Consider the following 15,629-nt stretch of genomic DNA (forward strand, 5'->3'; position numbering starts at 1 on the left):
AGAGAGGGTGGGGCGTAGGGCGGGTGACCTGCGGCTTCACTCGCCGAGCGAGCGGGCACGGATGCACCCACCAGCCAGCCTTGTTGACCGCTGCTGACCCCTGCATCTGGCACGGCTGTGGCACGGCGACCTCTTCGTCCTCAAGCTGCCGAGACCTCAGTCCGGCAGGCAGGTGCGGAATCGGTGGAGCAGTTCCAGTGCGGCAGGGCTCTCCGCGTCGAAGGTCTGGCCCCGTTGGTTGGCAGGAAGGCCCGGCCCCCAGATGCGGGCACCGTGACAGCGGAAGCAGAAGGCGATCTCGAAGAGCTGATCGGTGGAGCTGTGCGCGCGGATTCCCCAGCCTGGGAGGAAGCAGCGGTACAGCTCACTTCCTGGTAGGTCGGCGATCAGGGACAGGGCCTGCTGGGCTTGGTCTCCCTCCCAGATCGCGGCAGTGTCGCCGGCCAGGTCCTCCGAACTGAGATGCCTGACGGGGTCGGTGATGCGGACGACCTCGATGAGCTCGGTCTTCCCATGGGTGAGCGGTAGCAGCATGCCCCCCAGACTCTCCGATCGTGACTTCGCTGACCAGGGACGGCCGCAGCGGGTACGGCGATGGCGGCGCCAGCGTTGGATGTCAGCGGAACAGCCCGGGCATCGGGCAGGCCCTCCAACGGCTCCTCCGGCCGGTCGGCCCTGCGCTACCAGACGTGCCGACCGGTACACCTCCACAGCGCCCGGCAGGTCCGCCTGCCCTTTATGGGTTGGCTGCACTCGGGACAGGCCGGGGCGTCTGTCATGTAGCGCACCCTAACGGAGCGACCGCTTCGTATGAGCGAGTCACGATCTGTCTTCTTGCCCTGGGTCTTGCCGGAGATCTTGGTGAGCTGGGTTTTCCCTGCTCAGAAGCGGTGGGCTCGTGCGCCTGGTGTTCGTCGTTGGTCGTCATTGACTGCTGTTGAGCAACCTCGGACGGCCCAGAGACGGCCCAGAGGGCGCCGGGTCCCCCCGGCGGCCTCGCTGACGCAGCAGCCCGGTACCCAAGTCCGTAGGTGCACCCTATGGTCCGTCCATGAAGCTGACGTTGACCTTGATCACCGTGGCAGGGGGGCTGCTCCCGCTGATTGCCATCATCTGGGGTGGCCAGGCCCTTCGGAGGGATTATCGAAAGCTGGTTGATGACTTGGACGCTATCGACAGTGTCATCGGGGCCCCCGAGGGCACGTACGAGTCGAGCGAGGCACAGAGCGCAGCCATGTACACCATCCGGCAGCCGGCCTTCAACATGGGGCGCCTCACGTACACCTATGAGTGGATCCAGCGATTGGTCTGGGAGCAGGCAATGAACGATCTTCGTGGCCCAGCATGGCTCGCCACGACAGGGCTTGTGCTCGCCACGGTTGCCGGGGCTTGGTCGATCTGGATTTAGGCGGTCTGGCCCCCAGCCCAGCCGCCCCCCCCCAGCTCTCCAAGAAGGCGCAGCCCGTCGGCTGGGCCCAGTCTCGCCCCCTTCTGTGTCAGTGCCGTCTGTCATGCTTCTACTCTGCATAAGAAGGGTGCCGCCATGGTGATGTCTTCCAGCAAGCGGGCAGAAATCGAGCGTCTGCTCGACGAAAGTTACGAGATCGAATCGATCTTGTCGACATGGCAGGTCAACGGTTCCGTTACTCCACAGGAACTGCGGGAAGGACAAGAGCGCTATCAGTCTTGGTATGCGCGCGCCACCCCGCTTGTTTCAGAGGTGACCCGTGACCAATTCAAAAACATGTATGAAGGTGGACTCTTTATTCAGCGCATTAAATCGTTCCTTGGCAACCCTATAGAGATCAACCAGTTTTACGATTCCACACAGACCGATTCACCCCTTCCGAAATGGACTTACCCATTCTCGACTACATTTCTAAATAGCTTTCACGAGCAACGATCCATCCTGCAGGCTGAGATCTATACCGTCGCCGAAGCTGCTCCGATTCTTTCCGAGCTTGCCGAAGCGTTCGCCAGGTTTCCGAGCTTCCTTCAGGTCTTGCAGAGCTCTGATAAGTCAAACATTCCTGCGCCTCGCATCGAAAGAGAAGAGGATCTTCAAGTCTTGGTGGGCGCTTGCCTCCGACTGCTATACGACGACGTGCGCCCGGAGGATTATGTTCCCGAGTATGGGGGAGGTCGCTCCCGCGTCGATTTCCTCCTTCCTGCCGTTGGTATCGTCGTAGAGACAAAGATGACTCGCAAGACGCTAACTGACAAGAAGGTGGGCGAAGAGTTGCTGATTGACTGGGGCCGATACACGCGGCACCCGGATTGTCGTGGAATTTTTGCCCTGGTGTACGACCCGGACAGACGACTGGTCAATCCGGCCGGACTTCAATCGGATCTCTCTCAGGACCAGAGCAACCCCGCCACTAGGGTTATCGTGGTTCGCTAAGAGTCAGTGCGGGATTAGTCGCGTTATCAGCTTGGGCATCTAGGGCTGACTCTGCCTCTGACCTCGGCGAATGGTCGGCACGCTCTTCGCGCGGACCCATCGCTTTCCCCGTGATTCCCCGCTGTTCCCGGCCCGACCTGGTGCGCGTGGTGCGCCTCCCGGGTCCGAGGACTGATGCTCAGCAGGCCCGGTCGGGGCACGACTTTCTAGCGAGGCTCCCGGTAAAAGTCCCTGGTCGATGCTTTATTTTCCACGTCCGCCAGGAATTCACACCACCTTCGCTCCCAAATGTCCACAAGCTTCCTGAGTTCAGCGACCGAGTAATTTCGGCCAATTTCTTCGGGTGTACGCTGACCGTGAGCGATGCTGTTGCGTTCAGAAACGACGGTGTTGATGCGCCCCCACGCTTCCCGGAGAATAGGGCCGGGAGGATTTAATCCGTACACCTCGCATAGCGTGGCGACCTGTGCCGTTTTCATGTGGCTTCCGTCGTTCGGGAAAATGTTCGAGTTGATGGAACAGGTCTTGTCGAGAAGCGCATCGATTACTCCTCTTCCGGAACCGTTCCAGATTTGATGCGCAGAAATGTCGGTAAGCGCCTGCAGCTTTGCGTGAATGGCGAACACCTGGAATTCCGGCTTGAGCCTCCGGTTTCCGAGCTTCAATTGCATGGCGGATTCCAGAAGGGTGCGAGATATTCCTTTGAGGAGATATTCGTACGCGGCGTACAGGAGGACGATGCTTAGACCTCTGGTTTCTCGCGAGACGTCGATAGGGGATGTCGCCCCCGGGGCGCCTGGAGATGAGTCTGTAGCGTCAAGGAGCTTGCGCACAACCGCGATTCGCTGTCGAAACTCTTTCTCTAGCGGGCTACGGTCAAAGATTGGGCGCCTAGCCAAGGAACTTTCCCTTGGCGAACTCAATGCGGCCGCGCACTCGCGGCCTGCTGTTGGTGGCACCAGTTACGAGAGCTCGAAGCTCATCCGAGAATACCCAATCCATATTGGGCACTGTGATGTTAGGTTTCTCGCGGAGGGCCAGGGCGGCACCTACGGATACAGCTTCGAAGAGGTTGACAGGAGTCTGCCCCTTCCGGCTCTTCAGGCCGTCCGGGAAACATGAAGCCAAATAGGAGAAGGTGCTGTCAAATACGGATTCCCTCGTCGAAATCTTTGGCGCCTTGTGGGCGTCCGCAATGAATTCGTCGAGGAAATCCTTGACCGAATGTTCAAACTTCTGATAGCGGTCTAGGAAGGCGAAGAATCGAAGGACGTAGTCTTCGCGAGTTCCGTCCTTCTGGCGGGCGGTGGGGAGTTTGACTACGGTGTTGAAGTTGTCATCTTCGGCAAGCCTCCCCAGGAGATCGACGAATTCTCCCCGGTATACGCACTCGCGGATCTCTTGATCGGTTAGCTCGATCCCTCCAGTATTCAGGCGCTCGAACAGGTCGTAGCGGACTTGCAGCTCGCTCTTATCATTGAGAATGATGATCTTGAGTGGTCGGTCTTCGAAAGTGGTGCGAATATCTTCAGTCAGTCCGTCGAATGCGTAGCCTTCGAAGGTGGTCAGCTTGTCTAGATCGGTGAGGCGAAGAGGGTCGCCCTCCAGATTTGCGGCGTCCCTCGTCTTATCATCTCCGGCGAAATTCACCAGAGTTAGAAGTCTTTGGAGGCCATCGACCACCTCCCATCGAGTCTGTTCGCCGCTGGCGCTATTAGTCGCCATGAATAGTGGAGGGACGGGGATTCCTAGCAGGACTGACTCAATTAGGCGCGACTGGCGGGGCTTGTCCCATCGGAATTGTCGCTGGTAGACAGGAGCGATGTCGATCCGCTTTCTGCTGACTCGCCGCAGTAGCTCGTCCACGGTGACGTCGTATGTGTCGAAATCGACTTTGCGTCGCTGAGCTGCAAGCTGCGTCCGCTGTTCGGTTGGTGCGACGGGGGTAGACACGTTGTCCCTGTCTCTTCGGTGGCCAGGTGCATCCTCGATGGAGTATGTCCAACATACTCATATGAGCGCCCCTGTGGAGGGTTTCTGGGATCGAACAGCGAGCGGTCTGCGGAGCGGCTTTGGGGTGGCGCTGCTTTGGCGCGAGTGATCATGGCCCCGTAAGCTTGCGGCGCGTCGGGCAGTCTGTGGACCTGCCCGGTAAAGCACGACGTTGGGGCCATGATCTTCGAGGCTCGCGCCAAAGTGGCTCCGTAAAGCCGTGGAGCCGACCGCCCCAGCCACGACGTACCCCTTCTCTGGCATCAGGCGACTGATTGCCGTGAGCGCGGCTCGGGCGTCGGCCGGGCTGGAGCGGGGCGGAGACAGGAGCGCAGGCCCGGCCGGGGGCCGGGCCGCGCGCGGCGAGCGGAGCGAGCCGACTTGAACCCGTAGGGAAAAGTTGAATCACGCCCGGGGCCTGCTGGTGGTCCCTGCCGTTCGGGCGCCCCGTATCTGCTGGCCGGTGGTGTAGAACCCTGGGTATGGGGAGTGAGCGGCGGGAGCGGATGAAGGTGCTTGGAGAGCGTCTTCGTGTGCTGCGGGCTGAGGCTGGTCTGACGGGTGCTGTGCTGGCGAAGCGTGCCGGAGTGGGTCAGCCGACCGTGTCCAAGGTCGAGAACGGGCGCATGGTTCCGAGTGCCGACGTACTGGATCGGCTGTCTCGTGCTCTTGGCCTCGACGAGTCGGCCGCGGGCGAGGTGCGTGAGCTCCTGGCTGATGTAGAAGCCGCATCAGACTTGGGTCAGTCGGCCGACAGTGCAACTCCGGTCGGTGCGACCGTCGATGAAGAAGTGCGGGCCGCTCGGTTGGTGCGCTCGTTCCAGTGCGTCGTTCTGCCGGCCCTGCTCCAGAGCGCGGAGTATGCTCGGCACGTTTTCGAGGGTGCTCCCAACTCGACGCCTGAGGCGGCTGGTCGGGCTGTTGCTGCCCGTGTGGAGCGGCAGAGCGTGCTGTACGAGCCGGGTCGGGAGTCGGTGTTCGTGCTCACGGAAGCCGTGTTGCGGACCTGGCCGGGAACTCCGGCGCTCATGCTCGCCCAGCTCGACCGGCTGCTGGCCGTCGAGAGTCTGAGCACGGTGCGGCTGGGGGTCATCCCCTGGCGTCGGCCGGTGCCTGTGCTGCCTCGTCACGGGTTCACGTTGTGCGACCGGCGAGCGGTCGTGGTCGAGGCATTCGGCGGTGACCGGGTGTCGGCCGACGTTGACGAGCTCGCCGCGTTCGAGGAGACGTTCGGTCGCTTCGAGCGGGCTGCGGTCTTCGGTGGTGAGGTGCGAGAGCTGCTGTTGCAGGTGATGAAGGAGTTCCGCGACTTGGGAGACACCCTCACTCCTTAGAGGAATAATTCCTCTAGATGCCTGGCCTGTTGGCTGTATGTAGGAATACTCTGCCGCTGCGCTGTCTAGACCCCTAGACGATGGTGGAGGAGTCTCCTATGCGGTCCAAGTGGTGCCGTGCCTTTCCCGGTGTCGCCGAGCAGGTGGCGAACGCCCGTCACTTCGTTGCTGCCCTGCTCGACGGGCACGGACCCGTCGACGATGCCGTCCTGGTCGTGAGTGAGCTGGCCGCCAATGCGGTGAGGCACTCGCTGAGCGGCAAGGTTGGCGGCTGGTTCCTGGTGGTCGTCGGCTTCGGCGACGACCTCGTGCGTATCGAGGTGGTCGACGAGGGCGGCGAACGCGTGCCGCATCTGTGTGACGTGACCAGTCAGGAAGAAGGCGGGCGCGGACTGCTGATGATCGCGTCCTGCGCCAAGGACTGGGGCGTGAAGAACTGGCCCAATGGGCGTTCTGTGTGGGCTGACCTGGCGCGGGAGGGCTCGTGACTGAGCTCTGTTCGACGGCGGTGGGTGGTCACCCTGCGGGCGGTGACGGTTGAGTCCTCGGGGTGTGCCTCGGCGGCGGTCCGGGTTCTTCGTGGTCGGCGTTCGTACAGGGCGGCGCCTACCGCCCATTCTGTCTAGGGCCCTAGACTCCTGGGTACTTCTAGGAGGTATGGTCATGTCGGACGAGCTGCAGCGGATCATGGCGATCGATGATCCGTACCTACTCCTGCGTGAGGTCACGACGAGGCTGGCCGACGCGCAGCAGGAGGTGACCGAGCTCGCCCGGCTCCGCCGCCGTGTGGTTCAGGACCTCCATGCGCAAGGGTTGTCCTATGCGCAGATCGCCGAGAAGGCCGGCCTGAGCCGTGGGCGGATTCATCAGATCCGGCACACCGGCCCGGCGCCCGAGGGGGCCTTCCTCGGGATGGGTGCCGTCACCGTGGTGACTCCGCTGCGGTGGGACAGTGACAAGAACCGCCCGGTCGTCGCCATGGCCGACATGAACTCCGGGAAGCGGCTGGAAGAGTTGGCCAAGTCCTACGGGCTTGTCGTCAGCTCCGGTCACGTCCTCGTGAGCGGTGAGATCGACCTCAACCGTGACGGCCTGATCGTCGTCTGCGGGCCGAGCATGTCCCAGGCCATGAAGGATCTGTACGCCCAGGACCCGGTGCTCGGCTGGGACCATCCGGAAGGCGAGCCGTGGGCGCTGGTGGACCGGCGCACCGGCACGGCGTACCACGCGGGTGCCGACCTGGAACCGTACCGCCCGCACGACGTCGGATACCTCGGCAGACTGCCCCGCCCGGACGGCAAGGGTTCGGTGCTCGCCATCGCCGGAATCCACACGGCAGGCTCCCTCGGCGTGGTCCATCTGCTCACTTCGGACCTCAACACGCTCTGGGGTCAGGTGGGTGAGCGCCCCTTCTCCACACTGGTGAGTGTCGAGTACGACCCCGACACCGACGAACCGCAATCCGTCGAACTTCTCTGCCCTCTCTACCTGCACGACGAGGAGGCGACGGCGTGAACGTCGCCCTCGGCTCACAACCGGCCGAACCGGAACGGGAAAACGAGGACTTCGCCGCCGCGGCCTTCGGCACGGCCGTTCTCCTCGACGGCGCCGGCGTGGCCGGGGCGGAGACCGGATGCGTGCACGGCATCGCATGGTTCTCCTCGACGCTGGGCGGACTGCTGCTGAGCGGCGTGGCTGCGCATCCCGCCCGGCCGCTCGCCGACTGTCTCGCCGACGCGGTCCGGGTCGTCCGCTCCCTGCACGAGGACACATGCGACCTGGCTTATCGGGCCAGTCCGACCAGTACGGTCGTCGCTGTCCGGGCCCATGCGGGAGCTCTGGAGTACCTCGTCCTCGGTGACTCGACCCTCCTCCTCGCCGAGACGGACGGGAGCACGGCCGCCGTCACCGACCAGCGCCTCGACGACGTCGGCAAACGGCTGCGCGAACCGGTCGACGCCCTGCCCGCCGGTTCACCCGAACACTCCGCCGCGCTCGCGGAATACCGCGACGCTCTGACCGGCCTTCGCAACCGGCCCGGTGGTTTCTGGATCGCCGGCCCCGACCCGCAGGCGGCTGAACACGCCCTGACGGGGTCGGTACCGCTGGACTCGCTGGCCTCCGTGACGTTGCTGAGCGACGGCGCTACGCGACTCGTCGACAGCTTCGAACTCACCGACTGGAAAGAGACGCTGGCCGTCCTCAACTCCTCCGGGCCGGATGGGCTGATTCGTCTTGTGCGCGAAGCAGAGGCCAGCGATCCTCAGGGACGACGCTGGCCGCGAGGCAAGGTGCAGGACGACGCCACGGTCCTGCATTGGGATCTGTCGTAACGCTGCGTCCTGCGGACGTTGGAGCGGGCCCGTGGTGCGGGCAGCGCTGCCGGCTCATTGTGGGAACGAGGACTCTTCGGCGACGGCGGCGAGGAGTTCGAACGGGAGCTCTCTGTCGCCTTGGCCGATCGTGAGCCCGAGCCAACGGCTGGTGGACGGTATCCGCCACACCAGCATGCTTGTGGCGAGGTTGCACAAGGAGCGCATCGGCTCAGGCGCGGGCTCGATGTTGGGATAGCCCGGGTCGTCGAGCCCGAGGTATGGCCACAGGTCGACCGTGATCGGATCGCCCCAACGCCCAGTCAGTGTGCTGGCCATCGCGGCGAGGTCGGACTCCAACTCTTGGACGGCTGACTCGACGATCTCAGGGCTTCGGTCGTCCCAGAAATCCTGGGTCACCCGCAGGGTGGCTATGTGAAAGCCGGGCCCGCCCCAGCCGTGTTCCGTTTTGGACTGCCCTTCCGGGAACGTCTGGGCAGCCAGGGTGCCGATGATCGACAACTGTTCGTCGGTGGAGCTTGCGCGCTGGTTCTGGGGCGGCATGAAGCTGGAGTTTAGGCCCGGTAGCACTTGGTGTGCCTTCCGTCGCCAGCCCTGACCGGCTTGCATCTCGCTGGTGCACTGAGGCAACTCGTATACCCCCCTAGACAGTTGATGGGTCGTCCGCTACGGTAGGCGTCGACCCCCCTAGACAGTTCAAGGGGGTCACTCCCTGTGCTGTCTAGGGGGGTATCCAGTCCGATCGGTCGGCGTCCGAGATGGACGCCCGAATCAAGTGAGGTACGCACACAATGCGTGTCATTCCTGTCGACACTTCCGCCGCCACTCTGCTGGTCACGAAGCTGCCCGAGGTCAAGGTCAGGGACCGGCAGACCGGTGAGGTGGCCGTGGACCCGGTGACCAACGACCGGCTCATGGTTCTGGAGCTGGTGTTCATCGCCGAGGGCGGTTCGGACATGATCAAGGTGACCGTCCCTGAGAAGGGCATCGGCGAGGGCCTGGTCATGGGTGCGCCGGTCTTCCTGTCCGGTCTGGTGGCGCGGCCCTGGGAGAGCGAGTTCGGCGGCCGCACCCGGCACGGCATCGCCTTCCGGGCGGACGCCGTCATGGTCGGCGCTCCGGCGGCGGCTCGGAGCTGAGTGCCATGACCGATGCCCTGTGGATTCTGATCCTTTTACTGCTGGCGGTGGCCGTGCTGGTTACGGTGCGCCGTCGGCTGCCGGTCCTGTTCTGGTGGCTGGTCGGATACCCGGTCGTCACGCTGCGCGTGCTCGCCACGTACCGGGCCACCATGGACGCCTGCGGCCTGACGGTGCCCGCTTCGGCCGTCCGCCGGGCCACCGCCCGGATGATGGGACGTCAGGCTGCTCCCGTACCGCCCCGCCGGTCGCTGCCCCTGCCGACCGGGTCCGGGCTCGTGATGCGGCTGCGCATGGCGGCCGGGCAGGCGCCCGAGGACTTCACGGCCTCGGCCGACCGGCTGCGGCACGCCTGGGGTGCGCACGCCGTGCACGTCCGCCCCACCAAACCGGGGCGGCTGGAGCTGCGGTTGGTCGGCTGGGACGTCCTCGCCGACGTCCGGCCCGCCCGTCGGTGGCTGCGGACCGGTCCGCTGTCCCTGCCGCTGGCGCTGCGCGAGGACGGGCACTGGCACGTCCGGGACTTCCGCACCGTGCCGCACGAACTCATCCTCGGCGCCACGCAGTCGGGCAAGTCCGTGTACCTGCGCAACCTGCTGTGCGGACTGGCCCGGCAACCCGTCGCGCTCGTCGGCATCGACTGCAAATGGGGCGTCGAACTGGCCCCGTTCGCGCCCCGCTTGTCGGCGCTCGCCGACACGCCGGACCGTGCGAACGACCTCTTGGACGTTCTGGTGGAGGAGATGGAGGCGCGGTTCCGTCTGATCGGCATGGCGGGTGGGGCCGGTCCGGATGCCGTGCTCACCTCGGACGTGTGGGGTCTGCCGGAGAAGCTGCGGCCGGTGCCGGTCGTGGTCGTCGTCGACGAGGTCGCCGAACTCTTCCTCGCCGCGAGCAAGGACGACGAGAAGCGGCGGGACGCCATGGTCACTAAGCTCATCCGGCTCGCCCAGCTCGGCCGCGCGGCCGGCATCTACCTGGAGGTGTGCGGGCAGCGCTTCGGCGCCGAACTCGGCAAGGGCGCCACCATGCTGCGCGCCCAGCTCACCGGACGGGTCTGCCACCGCGTCAACGACGAGACCTCCGCCAACATGGCGCTCGGCGACATCGCGCCCGAAGCGGCGCTGGCCGCAACCCACATCCCCGCCGAACGGCCCGGTGTCGCGGTCGTCGGCGACTCCTCCGGCGGCTGGTCCCGCGTCCGCTCGCCGCACCTCAGCCTCGACGACGCGGCGGCCATCTGCCGCGACACCTCGGGCCTGGTCCCGGAGTTGCCCCGGCTCGACTCCTTCCGGCCCGTCGTCGCCGTCGAAGAGGCCCGGCCGTCGTCCTCGGCCGCGGCACCCACCGCTCGCCCGGTGACCGAGTAACCACGCGCTTTCCCTCCACGGTCGGCGTGACCGCCTCGCGCCACGTCCCTACCCCTGCCATGCCAAAAACCGGAAGGAACCCCCTATGTCACGCCCCTCCATCGCCGAGGTGAGCGCACTCATCGCCGAGCTGGCCGCGTTCCGACGGGACCGCACCTCCGCCGACTACGCCGAGCTCATGGACCGCAAGGCGGACCTGCTGGAACGCATCGCCGCCCACACGCCCGAAGACGGCGAAACCGCCGAGGTGGCCCGCCTCGCCCGTCAGCGTGCCGAAGCGCTCAAGTCCGCCAACTGATCGCACGGAAGGGAACCCGAGCCGATGCGTGCCCACCTGGCCCGAGTGGACGCCGTGATCGTCCAGGCCGTCATCGCGGGCGCCCTGTCCTTCTCCCACCTGCACGACCTCGCCGCAGCGGCCGGACAGGGCGGCTGGAAGGCATGGGCCTACCCGGTCAGCGTCGACCTGCTGCTGGTTGCCGCCTGGCGCCGGATACGCGGGCAGCAGCGAGCAGGCCAGGCGGCCGGGGGACCGCGGCTCTGGTTCCTGGTGGCCCTGGCCGCATCCCTCGGCGCCAACGTCGCCACCGCCGGACTCCTCGACCTGGACCACGTACCCGCCTCGCTCCGCGTCGTGGTCGCAGGCTGGCCCGCCATCGCCTTCTTCGGCGGAACGCTCCTGGCCCACGCACCGCACGAGCCGGAAGCGCCGGCGGCCCTCGCCTCGCCGACGAAGACGGACGAGGAGCGGCACCCCGCACCGGCCGCCCTCAACACGCCGGACCGGGAGGAGTCTGCGGCACCGTCCACTGACCCCGAACCCACCGCCGCCGAACCGGTCGCCGCTCCGGCCCCGGCGCCCGTTCCCGCCGTCTCCCTACCGCCCGCCCTCGTCGAGCGGGTCCGGGCCCTGGCCGAGGAACACCACTCGTCCACCGGTCGCCCCGCCGATCCGGACACCGTACGCGCCCGGCTCGGCCTGCCCCCGTCCATGACCGCGTCCGTCGCCGCTCACCTCTGAAGGAGGAGTAACCACCATGAACCGGCGCTTCCGTAACGTCCGCCGCATCGGCCCCGTCAACGTCGCCTCCTACGTCGACCGCGGCAGAAACCGCCACCTCGCCGCCTGCACCGCGCCCCGCTGCGACTTCTCCGCTGAGTACGACAGCCGCGCCGCCGCCGAACTCGCCGCCCGCACCCACCGCTGCCCGGCCTGACAGGAGGGCACCGCCATGCACGTTCCCCTCTGGCTCGCCCTGCTCTGCATCGGGGTCCTGGGCGTCAAGCTCATCCGCCCGCCCTGGTGGCTCGTCGCCGTGCTGCTCCTCGGCGGCTACCTCCTCGCAGACAGCGTGCTCGCCCCCGTCATCAACACCGCCGTCAAGTAACCGCGAAGGGAGAGAGTCCATGTTCCGGCCGAAGATCCCCACCATGCCTCAGCCCACCGGCCTGGTCACCCCGCCCGCTGTCGTCGAGCCGACCGCCGTCACTCCTGCGGCCCAGACTCCGCCGTCGGCCTCCATCACACAGGCGGCGTCCCGACCGGCTGTCCAGGTCACCCCCGGCACCGCGCTCGCCCTCGTCGTCGGCGGCACCGCCGTGGTCCTGGCCGTCGGTGCTGTTCTCGTCTCCATGCTCCTCGCCGTCGCCGTCACCGCCGCCTCGGTGGCCGTGTGCGCCGTCGTCATCCGGTCCGTCCTCAGCCGCCGCTGACCTCATCGGCTCACCGCACGGCCTGCCCACACTGTCTAGTCCCCTGGACAGGCCGGGCCTCCCTGAACTCCGCTTCCTCAAGGAGGAATCTGCACATGCGTCCCCCGGCTCCACTCGGAGCCATCCGCCACCTGGCAAGCCTGGCCCGACACGGCGACCTCAGCGCCTATGCCCGGCAGATCCAGCGCCTCGGCGGCTGCGAGCGGCCCATACGGATGGAGGGCCACCGGCTCGACGTCCACGCCGCCACCGGTGAGATCGTCCGTGAGATCGCCGACCGCGACCTTCCGGCCGGACAGCTCCTCATCCGCTGCAACAACCGCCGCGCCACACGGTGCGCCGCCTGCGCCGAGGTCTACCGCAAAGACACGTTCCACCTCGTCACCGCTGGACTGAGCGGCGGCAAGGGCATCGGCCCGGCTGTTGCTCAGCACCCACGAGTCTTTGCTACCTTCACCGCCCCGTCCTTCGGCCCCGTACACAACCGGCCCGGCGGCGGTCGCTGCCGCTGCGGGCGGCTCCACCCCGACGACGACCCGGCTCTGGGCACGCCGCTCGACCCGGAGCGGTACGACTACCGCGCGGCCGTCCTGTGGAACGCGCACGCCGGGGCGCTCTGGGGCCGATTCACCACTTACCTGCGCCAGCAGCTCGCCTCCCGCGCGGGCATCAAGCGCTCGACCCTGCGCCACTGCCTCAAGGTCTCGTACGCCAAGGTCGCTGAGTACCAGCGGCGCGGCGCCGTCCACTTCCACGCCGTCATCCGCCTCGACGGCCCGGACGGCGCCGAGGACGCTCCACCGGCCTGGGCCACCACGGAACTGCTCACCGACGCGATCCGCTTGGCGGCCCGCCTCGCCGAGACCCCCGGCCCCGTCCTCGACGGCCGCGCGTACGCCTTCCGCTTCGGTGAGCAGCTCGACATCCGCCCCATCCGCTCCGCCGACTTCGCGGGCACCTCGGAACTGTCCAGCCGCGCCGTGGCGGCCTACATCGCCAAGTACGCCACCAAGGGCGCCGAGAGCGCGGGCACCCTCGACCGTCCCATCCGGAACCCGATCACCGACCTGATCGGCTCCGGCGTCACCGACCACGCCCGGCGGATGATCCTCACCTGCTGGCACCTCGGGGCCCTCCCCGAACTCGAAGCCCTGCGCCTGCGCAAGTGGGCCCACATGCTCGGCTTCCGCGGCCACTTCTCGACCAAGTCCCGCGCCTACTCCGTCACCCTCGGCGCCCTCCGCCAGGAGCGCGCCGACCACAACGAATCTCTGGCCCGCCAGCGCGCGGTCGAGGCCGGCCACCCGCTGCCCGACCCGGACACCGTCCTCGTGCTCTCGCACTGGCGCTTCGCCGGAACCGGCTGGACAGACGCGGAACGCCTCGTCGCCCACGGCGCCCCGCCACCCGACGCCGCCCGGTCGTCCGCCGCTTCGGACGTTCCTGTCCTCGATCCGATGGGAGACCTCACCTGATGACCACGCTGACAGCGGTTTGCCCGGCGGTCCTGGACGAGACCGCCACCGACTCCGCCTTGGTGCTGCTGACCGTCGAGGAGGCCGCGCGACGGCTCCGGATCGGTCGCACGACGTGCTTCCGGCTCGTCACGTCCGGCGAGATCGAGTCCGTGACCGTGGGGCGGCTGCGGCGAGTTCCGGTCGACGCCCTCTCTGCGTACGTGGCGAAGCTGCGGCGCCCGGCTGCCGTTGCGTAGGGGGAGGGGACATGGCAGAGCAGAAGCGCACCCGTCAGCCCAACGGGGCCTCATCCATCTACCTTGGTAAGGACGGCAAGTGGCACGGACGTGTGACGGTCGGCGTCCGGGATGACGGCAAGCCCGACCGTCGTCACATCGAGCGCAAGACCAAGGCCGAGGTGACCAAGGCCGTCCGTGAGATGGAGCGGGCGAGGGACGAGAAGAAGCTCAGGAAGCCGGGCCAGAGCTGGACCGTCCAAGCCTGGCTGGAGCACTGGGTGGAGAACATCGCCAAGCCGTACGTCTCCGAGAACACGTACGACGGGTACGAGGTCGATGTCCGCGTCCACCTCGTCCCCGGCCTGGGGGCCCACAAGCTCGACCGCCTGGAGCCAGAGCACCTGGAGCGCTTCTACCGGAAGATGCAGGACTCCGGGAGCTCCGCCGGCACCGCCCACCACGTCCACCGGACGATCAGGGTCGCCCTTGGTGAGGCGGTGCGGCGCGGGCACGTCCCGACCAACGTGGCGGAGATCGCCAAGGCGCCCCGGCTCGAAGAGGAGGACATCGAGCCGTACACGATCGAGGAGGTACAGAGTCTCCTCGTCGAGGCGGCCAAGCTCCGTAACAGCGCGCGCTGGGTCGTTGCCCTGGCGCTCGGCCTCCGCCAAGGGGAAGCGCTCGGTCTTCACTGGGAAGACGTCGATCTCGACGCGGGGTACGTCCGCATCCGTAAGAACCGGCTGCGCCCCAAGTACGCACACGGCTGCGGGACCGACCCGTGCGGACGGAAGGCGGGCTACTGCCCCAAGCGGGAGCAGATCCGTCGCGAGCACAAGTCCACCAAGTCCCGCGCGGGACGGCGCACCATCGGCCTGCCCGATCCGCTGATCAAGATTCTCCGCCAGCACCAGGAAGCCCAGGAGCGGGAGCGGATCGCGGCCGGTGCCGACTGGGAGGGCAAGGGGTATGTCTTCGCCTCGCCGGTCGGCGGCCCGCTGAGCCCGAACACCGACTTCCATATTTGGAAGCGGCTTCTTCGGGACGCGGGCGTACGAGACGGCCGTCTCCATGATGCTCGACACACCGCCGCGACCGTTCTTCTGATCCTTGGCGTCCCGGACGTCGTGATCGACTCCATCATGGGCTGGGAGCCCGGGGGAGCGGCCCGGATGCGCGCCCGGTACATGCATGTGACCGGGACCATGCTCCGCAAGGTCGCGCAGCAGGTTGGCGACGCTCTTTGGGAGCTCCCGAAAACGAACTGAGACGGAAACTGAGACGGACAACGTCGAAGGGCCCCACTGCGAACAGTGGGGCCCTTCGACATCGTGCCCGGTGAGGCACTGGCGGAGGATACGAGATTCGAACTCGTGAGGGGTTGCCCCCAACACGCTTTCCAAGCGTGCGCCCTAGGCCTCTAGGCGAATCCTCCGCCGGAAACATTACATGACGCCGGGGAGTGCTAGCGAACTCGTTCGGTGCCCGGGGATCGGGTAGGCTGGGGCACAGCCCCTCACGCGGCGCTATCTGACTGAACTCCCCCAGGGCCGGAAGGCAGCAAGGGTAGGTTGGCTCTGGCGGGTGCGTGGGGGGTCTTTCGCATCCCCGGACGATGCCCGGGGACGGGGTGCCCGGGGCCTGCGCCCGA

20 protein-coding genes, 1 tRNA gene and 1 other RNA gene are annotated in these 15,629 nt (G+C 66.6%); 17 read left to right on the forward strand and 5 right to left on the reverse strand.

All coding sequences use genetic code 11. The features are described 5' to 3' along the window. Window positions 1-156: 156 nt before the first annotated feature. The gene (locus AC5WS8_RS34980) at window positions 157-534 is read right to left on the reverse strand and encodes a hypothetical protein (protein WP_496107550.1); all 378 of its coding nucleotides are present in this window, start codon (window positions 532-534) and stop codon (window positions 157-159) included. 517 nt (window positions 535-1,051) lie between these two features. On the opposite strand from AC5WS8_RS34980, the gene AC5WS8_RS34985 reads away from it, so the two are divergent. Further along, the gene (locus AC5WS8_RS34985) at window positions 1,052-1,408 is read left to right on the forward strand and encodes a hypothetical protein (RefSeq protein WP_496107551.1); all 357 of its coding nucleotides are present in this window, start codon (window positions 1,052-1,054) and stop codon (window positions 1,406-1,408) included. 135 nt (window positions 1,409-1,543) lie between these two features. Then, window positions 1,544-2,401: a PD-(D/E)XK nuclease domain-containing protein gene (locus AC5WS8_RS34990; protein WP_496107552.1), complete on the forward strand. Its 858-nt coding sequence runs from the start codon at window positions 1,544-1,546 to the stop codon at window positions 2,399-2,401. Between the two features lie 206 nt (window positions 2,402-2,607). On the opposite strand, the gene AC5WS8_RS34995 is transcribed toward AC5WS8_RS34990, so the two are convergent. Then, window positions 2,608-3,360: an MAE_28990/MAE_18760 family HEPN-like nuclease gene (locus AC5WS8_RS34995; RefSeq protein ID WP_496107553.1), complete on the reverse strand. Its 753-nt coding sequence runs from the start codon at window positions 3,358-3,360 to the stop codon at window positions 2,608-2,610. Further along, on the reverse strand, window positions 3,293-4,267 hold the full coding sequence (locus AC5WS8_RS35000; protein WP_496107554.1) for a GmrSD restriction endonuclease domain-containing protein: 975 nt from the start codon (window positions 4,265-4,267) through the stop codon (window positions 3,293-3,295). The genes AC5WS8_RS34995 and AC5WS8_RS35000 overlap by 68 nt, the downstream gene beginning before the upstream one ends. A gap of 632 nt (window positions 4,268-4,899) precedes the next feature. Between AC5WS8_RS35000 and AC5WS8_RS35005 the strand changes: the two genes are divergently transcribed. From AC5WS8_RS35005 to AC5WS8_RS35020, 4 genes are all read left to right on the forward strand, one after another. After that, the gene (locus tag AC5WS8_RS35005; RefSeq protein WP_496107555.1) at window positions 4,900-5,727 is read left to right on the forward strand and encodes a helix-turn-helix domain-containing protein; all 828 of its coding nucleotides are present in this window, start codon (window positions 4,900-4,902) and stop codon (window positions 5,725-5,727) included. A 98-nt stretch (window positions 5,728-5,825) separates the two neighbouring features. Further along, window positions 5,826-6,215, forward strand: coding sequence for an ATP-binding protein (locus AC5WS8_RS35010; protein WP_496107556.1), 390 nt, complete (start codon window positions 5,826-5,828; stop codon window positions 6,213-6,215). 175 nt (window positions 6,216-6,390) lie between these two features. Continuing rightward, window positions 6,391-7,242, forward strand: a complete 852-nt coding sequence (locus AC5WS8_RS35015; RefSeq protein ID WP_496107557.1) for a sigma factor-like helix-turn-helix DNA-binding protein — start codon at window positions 6,391-6,393, stop codon at window positions 7,240-7,242. Then, entirely contained in the window at window positions 7,239-8,060 is an 822-nt protein-coding gene (locus AC5WS8_RS35020; RefSeq protein ID WP_496107558.1) for an integrase, read from the forward strand. Before AC5WS8_RS35015 ends, AC5WS8_RS35020 begins: the two co-directional genes overlap by 4 nt. Window positions 8,061-8,114: 54 nt before the next feature. Here AC5WS8_RS35020 and AC5WS8_RS35025 read toward each other — a convergent pair whose 3' ends face one another. Beyond that, window positions 8,115-8,603, reverse strand: a complete 489-nt coding sequence (locus tag AC5WS8_RS35025) for a hypothetical protein (RefSeq protein WP_496107559.1) — start codon at window positions 8,601-8,603, stop codon at window positions 8,115-8,117. 248 nt (window positions 8,604-8,851) lie between these two features. On the opposite strand from AC5WS8_RS35025, the gene AC5WS8_RS35030 reads away from it, so the two are divergent. The 10 genes from AC5WS8_RS35030 (at window position 8,852) to AC5WS8_RS35075 (ending at window position 15,246) form a co-directional block, all read left to right on the forward strand. Then, entirely contained in the window at window positions 8,852-9,199 is a 348-nt protein-coding gene (locus AC5WS8_RS35030; protein ID WP_496107560.1) for an SCO3933 family regulatory protein, read from the forward strand. A 5-nt stretch (window positions 9,200-9,204) separates the two neighbouring features. Continuing rightward, the gene (locus tag AC5WS8_RS35035; RefSeq protein WP_496107561.1) at window positions 9,205-10,569 is read left to right on the forward strand and encodes an FtsK/SpoIIIE domain-containing protein; all 1,365 of its coding nucleotides are present in this window, start codon (window positions 9,205-9,207) and stop codon (window positions 10,567-10,569) included. An 85-nt stretch (window positions 10,570-10,654) separates the two neighbouring features. Further along, window positions 10,655-10,867: a hypothetical protein gene (locus tag AC5WS8_RS35040; protein ID WP_496107562.1), complete on the forward strand. Its 213-nt coding sequence runs from the start codon at window positions 10,655-10,657 to the stop codon at window positions 10,865-10,867. Between the two features lie 24 nt (window positions 10,868-10,891). Then, window positions 10,892-11,590: a DUF2637 domain-containing protein gene (locus AC5WS8_RS35045; RefSeq protein ID WP_496107563.1), complete on the forward strand. Its 699-nt coding sequence runs from the start codon at window positions 10,892-10,894 to the stop codon at window positions 11,588-11,590. A 16-nt stretch (window positions 11,591-11,606) separates the two neighbouring features. Next, window positions 11,607-11,786, forward strand: coding sequence for a mobile element transfer protein (locus AC5WS8_RS35050; RefSeq protein ID WP_061927187.1), 180 nt, complete (start codon window positions 11,607-11,609; stop codon window positions 11,784-11,786). 15 nt (window positions 11,787-11,801) lie between these two features. Beyond that, a complete protein-coding gene (locus AC5WS8_RS35055; RefSeq protein ID WP_263232088.1) occupies window positions 11,802-11,957 on the forward strand; it encodes a hypothetical protein in 156 nt (51 codons plus the stop codon). Window positions 11,958-11,976: 19 nt separating this feature from the next. Continuing rightward, window positions 11,977-12,282 carry a SpdD-like protein gene (locus AC5WS8_RS35060; RefSeq protein ID WP_496107564.1) on the forward strand — a complete coding sequence of 102 codons (306 nt, stop codon included), beginning with the start codon at window positions 11,977-11,979 and terminating at the stop codon, window positions 12,280-12,282. Between the two features lie 95 nt (window positions 12,283-12,377). Further along, complete coding sequence (locus AC5WS8_RS35065; RefSeq protein WP_496107565.1) at window positions 12,378-13,757, forward strand: replication initiator; 1,380 nt, start codon at window positions 12,378-12,380, stop codon at window positions 13,755-13,757. Next, window positions 13,757-13,996 (forward strand): excisionase family DNA-binding protein, encoded by a 240-nt coding sequence (locus AC5WS8_RS35070; protein ID WP_496107566.1) that lies wholly within the window; start codon window positions 13,757-13,759, stop codon window positions 13,994-13,996. The genes AC5WS8_RS35065 and AC5WS8_RS35070 overlap by 1 nt, the downstream gene beginning before the upstream one ends. A gap of 11 nt (window positions 13,997-14,007) precedes the next feature. Next, window positions 14,008-15,246: a tyrosine-type recombinase/integrase gene (locus AC5WS8_RS35075; protein WP_496107567.1), complete on the forward strand. Its 1,239-nt coding sequence runs from the start codon at window positions 14,008-14,010 to the stop codon at window positions 15,244-15,246. Window positions 15,247-15,325: 79 nt separating this feature from the next. On the opposite strand, the gene AC5WS8_RS35080 is transcribed toward AC5WS8_RS35075, so the two are convergent. After that, window positions 15,326-15,413, reverse strand: a tRNA-Ser gene (locus AC5WS8_RS35080). 72 nt (window positions 15,414-15,485) lie between these two features. Between AC5WS8_RS35080 and ffs the strand changes: the two genes are divergently transcribed. Next, an RNA gene (ffs, locus tag AC5WS8_RS35085) (signal recognition particle sRNA small type) lies at window positions 15,486-15,582 on the forward strand. Window positions 15,583-15,629: the final 47 nt, after the last annotated feature.

The organism is Streptomyces sp. PTL18 (genome assembly GCF_059510295.1).

Excerpts from the sequence above, each read along its gene's own strand:
- AC5WS8_RS34985 (WP_496107551.1), top strand. The coding sequence starts at position 1,052 with ATGAAGCTGACGTTGACCTTGATCACCGTGGCAGGGGGGCTGCTCCCG.
- AC5WS8_RS35040 (WP_496107562.1), top strand. The coding sequence starts at position 10,655 with ATGTCACGCCCCTCCATCGCCGAGGTGAGCGCACTCATCGCCGAGCTG.
- AC5WS8_RS35050 (WP_061927187.1), top strand. The coding sequence starts at position 11,607 with ATGAACCGGCGCTTCCGTAACGTCCGCCGCATCGGCCCCGTCAACGTC.
- AC5WS8_RS34990 (WP_496107552.1), top strand. The coding sequence starts at position 1,544 with ATGGTGATGTCTTCCAGCAAGCGGGCAGAAATCGAGCGTCTGCTCGAC.
- AC5WS8_RS35075 (WP_496107567.1), top strand. The coding sequence starts at position 14,008 with ATGGCAGAGCAGAAGCGCACCCGTCAGCCCAACGGGGCCTCATCCATC.
- AC5WS8_RS35045 (WP_496107563.1), top strand. The coding sequence starts at position 10,892 with ATGCGTGCCCACCTGGCCCGAGTGGACGCCGTGATCGTCCAGGCCGTC.
- AC5WS8_RS34980 (WP_496107550.1), bottom strand. The coding sequence starts at position 534 with ATGCTGCTACCGCTCACCCATGGGAAGACCGAGCTCATCGAGGTCGTC.
- AC5WS8_RS35055 (WP_263232088.1), top strand. The coding sequence starts at position 11,802 with ATGCACGTTCCCCTCTGGCTCGCCCTGCTCTGCATCGGGGTCCTGGGC.
- AC5WS8_RS35025 (WP_496107559.1), bottom strand. The coding sequence starts at position 8,603 with ATGCCGCCCCAGAACCAGCGCGCAAGCTCCACCGACGAACAGTTGTCG.
- AC5WS8_RS35015 (WP_496107557.1), top strand. The coding sequence starts at position 6,391 with ATGTCGGACGAGCTGCAGCGGATCATGGCGATCGATGATCCGTACCTA.
- AC5WS8_RS35005 (WP_496107555.1), top strand. The coding sequence starts at position 4,900 with ATGAAGGTGCTTGGAGAGCGTCTTCGTGTGCTGCGGGCTGAGGCTGGT.
- AC5WS8_RS35060 (WP_496107564.1), top strand. The coding sequence starts at position 11,977 with ATGTTCCGGCCGAAGATCCCCACCATGCCTCAGCCCACCGGCCTGGTC.
- AC5WS8_RS35070 (WP_496107566.1), top strand. The coding sequence starts at position 13,757 with ATGACCACGCTGACAGCGGTTTGCCCGGCGGTCCTGGACGAGACCGCC.
- AC5WS8_RS35035 (WP_496107561.1), top strand. The coding sequence starts at position 9,205 with ATGACCGATGCCCTGTGGATTCTGATCCTTTTACTGCTGGCGGTGGCC.
- AC5WS8_RS35030 (WP_496107560.1), top strand. The coding sequence starts at position 8,852 with ATGCGTGTCATTCCTGTCGACACTTCCGCCGCCACTCTGCTGGTCACG.
- AC5WS8_RS35010 (WP_496107556.1), top strand. The coding sequence starts at position 5,826 with ATGCGGTCCAAGTGGTGCCGTGCCTTTCCCGGTGTCGCCGAGCAGGTG.
- AC5WS8_RS35065 (WP_496107565.1), top strand. The coding sequence starts at position 12,378 with ATGCGTCCCCCGGCTCCACTCGGAGCCATCCGCCACCTGGCAAGCCTG.